This window comes from Pseudoalteromonas sp. BSi20495 (assembly GCF_000241185.1).
Classification (GTDB): domain Bacteria; phylum Pseudomonadota; class Gammaproteobacteria; order Enterobacterales; family Alteromonadaceae; genus Pseudoalteromonas; species Pseudoalteromonas fuliginea.
This window is the reverse complement of sequence record NZ_BADY01000102.1, coordinates 1-4,078: the sequence shown is the minus strand read 5'-3', so window position 1 is coordinate 4,078 and position 4,078 is coordinate 1. Positions and strand designations below refer to the sequence as shown.

At 38.1% G+C, this 4,078-nt stretch carries 2 protein-coding genes and 1 pseudogene; all 3 read right to left on the bottom strand.

Annotated features, from left to right (window positions below; genetic code table 11):
- Positions 1 to 179 precede the first annotated feature (179 nt).
- Positions 180 to 584 (bottom strand): adenylyltransferase/cytidyltransferase family protein, encoded by a 405-nt coding sequence (locus tag P20495_RS20755; RefSeq protein WP_033016079.1) that lies wholly within the window; start codon positions 582 to 584, stop codon positions 180 to 182.
- A 192-nt stretch (positions 585 to 776) separates the two neighbouring features.
- The gene (locus P20495_RS06930) at positions 777 to 2,195 is read right to left on the bottom strand and encodes a phosphomannomutase (protein ID WP_008137303.1); all 1,419 of its coding nucleotides are present in this window, start codon (positions 2,193 to 2,195) and stop codon (positions 777 to 779) included.
- Positions 2,196 to 2,385: 190 nt separating this feature from the next.
- Positions 2,386 to 3,791, bottom strand: a pseudogene (locus P20495_RS20750) (mannose-1-phosphate guanylyltransferase/mannose-6-phosphate isomerase).
- Positions 3,792 to 4,078: the final 287 nt, after the last annotated feature.

The window sequence follows — 4,078 nt, the reverse complement described above, 5'->3', positions numbered from 1 at the left end:
ATCCCTCAAATTGATTAAGTATTATTGCGGATTGGTATAAGTAACCTGAACTTTGGATAATAAATCTATCTCAAGCAAAGTTCAGGTTAAGTATTATTGCGGATTGGTATTTATGCGCCGTTATAACCTATGTATGGGAAATAAAAACACTCTAAACTAGATACGATTTTAATCAGGTTTTATATTTTACTAAGTACTTCACGTAAAATAGTGCTCGAAGTATGCGTAGTGTAAGGGAAATACATTATTTCAACTCCCCGCTTAGCAAAATCTTCTTCTATTGCGTTCCACTTGTCAGTGCCTTTCCAATCGTCTCCGACAAACATTTTATCAAATTTTAAATTATTCCACGCTTCTAGTTTGTCATAATTAACTTGAGGAACAACCTCATCCACAAACTTAATCGCTTCGACAATTTCTAGCCTTTCTTGAAAAGGGATTACCGGCTTTTTGTTTTTAACCGATATAGATAACTCATCGCTTGTTACCCCAACAATAAGGTAATCACACTCTAGCTTTGCGCGTTTAAGTACATTGAGATGACCAATATGAAACAGATCAAAAACCCCAGTGGTATAGCCTATTTTTTCATTTCAAAACCTACGACTAAAAGTAACACCCTAATAATTTAGTACGTAGGATAACATAAGCATAAACATGAATAAAAATCAGGAACAAACCAATACAAACCTGCACTAAAGCTAACATAGTATAATTAACTTAAACTCTGGATAATAAACCCACACTTGAAATGTAGTTCATTGAAATTATTACAGTTATTTTAATTTATTTAAATACTGGATTACCTTGTCGGCTAATTTTTCTGCATTAAAAACAGTATCACTCTCAGTATAACAACGTAACTCAGGAGCGTTGCCGGAAGCTCTTAAATGCACTACGTCATCATTTTGAAGGACAATACGCAAACCATCGACTGTATTAACTGAGTAATTTAGACCGCAGCCTAATTCTGTGAGAAATGCATCGGCACTACACTTAAGCGTTGCAATTAATTCAAGGCTCTTGGCTTTTGCAAAATTTTGCAGCCTATCGCTCGCGGTGAAGCGCCCTGGTAATAACTTCAATTGCATAGATATTGGTTGCTTTTGTATTAACAACATAAGTGCAGGTAACACTGCATCACGTGTTGGTAAAGCTGTAAGCTGCTTTGCATTTATGTCTATGTTTGAGCCTAATAAAAACCCACCATTGGCTTCGAAACCAGCAACACGGGTAAAGTTTTCATTTAATTGGCTAAACTCTGCGATTACAAAAGGTGATCCAATTTTTGTACGTATGATGTGTTTAAAGCTATTTGATTTTTCTATCGCCGTGTTACAACTTACAGGGACAGCCAATGCTTCAATACCAAGGAGTTGACTGCACAATAAACCTAATAAATCACCGCGTAACCAGCCACCATTTTCGTCAGCAACGAGCGGGCGGTCACCATCGCCATCTGTTGAAAATATAGCGTCAATCCCATACTTTTTTGACCATATAATTGCTTGTTTTTTATCTTCCTCAGAAACGGCTTCTGTATCAATTGGTATAAAATTTTCGCTGCGCCCTAAGCTTATTACCTTTGCCCCCAATTGTTCGAACAAACTTTTATATAAGTCTCGTCCTGCACTGGAGTGCTCATAAATGCCTACTTTTTTACCAACCAGTGCATCGGCACTAAATAACTTGGTATAACGCTTTATATAAGCTTCACTTGCTGCAGTATTTAGATCAAGTTCACTTACTTGTGTTACCGCTGAGAACGGCATTTTATTATTTAAGATAGCTTGTTCATCAGCTTTGGTGATTTCACCGTCTGGTCGATAGAACTTAAGGCCATTTCGGTCAAATGGTATATGGCTACCTGTAACCATTATGCTTGGGATAGAGTCTTGCATCGCTTTATAAGCAAGCGCTGGAGTGGGTATAACACCATAGTAAATTACATTAATATTGAGTTGCTTTAAGCTTTGCGCGCAGGCTTGCGCCATAAAATAACTACTGGGGCGATTATCAATAGCTAATGCTACGGTATTAAAGCTAAATTCTGTTTTTATCGACTTAACAAACCCGATAGAAAAAGCAGCACATACATCTGCGGTAAAATCTGTAACTAAACCACGTGCACCACTGGTGCCAAAAACAACACCACTTTTGGCTATCACTTCTGAGCAAATTAATGTGTTATCCATATACAACCTTATCACTTTTTATACAAAGAAAAGTGAAAACGAAAATTACTAATAACTATCACTTATCTAAATAACCTGAACTCTGATTAAGAGATTTACTAACGTATTGAATCATGATGATATTAAATTTATTATCCAGAATTCAGGTTAAATACAGCGTCCTTACAAGCATTTAATACCGAGTAATTAATCACTTCACTCGGCCGTAGCAATCTTCAAAACGCACAATGTCATCTTCACCAAGGTATGAACCAGACTGAACTTCAATAAGCTCTAAATCAACTTTACCTGGGTTTTCCAGCGCATGTACTGCAGTAATGGGAATGTACACCGACTCATTTTCAGTTACGAGCTGCTCAGCACCATCTATTCGCACCTTTGCAGCGCCTGATACAACAATCCAATGTTCTGAACGGTGATGATGCATTTGCACACTGAGTTTTGCGCCAGGCTTTACTGTAATACGCTTAACTTGGAAGCGTTCGCCGCTATCAACTGAGTCATATTTACCCCAAGGTCGGTAAACTTCGCGGTGCGTGACTGCTTCTGAACGATTTTCAGCTTTTAATTGCTGTACGATTGCTTTTACATGCTGTGATTGATCTTTGTGCGCAACAAGCACAGCATCTTTAGTATTTATTATAACGAGGTCTTCAATACCGATTGTAGCAACGAGTTTATCTTCACCAAAAACCAGGGTGTTTTTAGTGTTGATCGCTTTTACATCACCTGTAAATACATTGCCATTTTTATCTTTAGTTGATACGTCCCACAATGCAGAAAAACCACCAACATCGCTCCAACCAGCATCCATCGGCACAATCACTGCATCTTTGGTATGTTCCATCACAGCATAGTCTATCGACTCGCTCGCGCATTTTTCAAATGCTGCTTTATCTATACGAACAAAATCCATATCGTCGCTTTGTACTTGCATAGCTTTTTCGCATGCTTCATAAATATCAGGGCGAAAAGTGTTTAGCTCCTCTAAATAGCGACTTGCTTTAAATAAAAACATGCCACTATTCCAATAATAATCGCCACTATCTATGTATTTTTTGCCATTTCTAGGCTTGGCTTTTCTACAAAACTATCAACCACAAAACCGTTATTAAATTGCTCACCGCGCTTTATATAGCCATACCCTGTTTCAGGTTTGTTTCCTACAATACCAAAGGTAACTAACTTGTCTTGCTTGGCCAGTTCTACAGCTTGGTTAATACTATGTTGAAATGCAATAGTGTCGTCAATCACATGATCTGCGGCAAGTATAAGCAACAAAGGGTTTTCACCTTTCTCTACAGCTTTAAATGCAGCTAAGGCAATCGCTGGCGCCGTATTACGCCCTACAGGCTCTAAAAACAGTCCGCTATGCTGCACACCTAATTGTCGAACTTGTTCTGCAGCTATAAAACGATGTTCTTCATTACAAATAAGCATTGCAGGACTATGAACTAAACCATTTAAACGACTTATCGTATTTTGTAGCATAGTTTGTTCGCCACTTAATGGTAGAAATTGTTTTGGGTAATTCCCGCGAGAAAGCGGCCATAAACGCGTACCCGATCCACCAGCCATTATTACAGGTAAAATCATTATTAAATTCCTTTGCTAAAATGGCTTCAAAGTACCACTTTGAATGTGTGAAGAATGTTCATAATTAAGTGTCAGATTAAAAAATCTGACATGCTACCTAATTGACCTTCGAAACGGGAAATTAATTGCGACAATATTTAGCTTCATTTAAAAGCGAGGTGTAAAACCTTACCTACAACATACACCACCCCAGAGGTGCGAATTTACTTCGCGCTCATGTAACATGGCTTTGGTGTTTAAAAAGCGAGGTGTAAAACCTCACCTACAACATACACCAACCCAGAGGT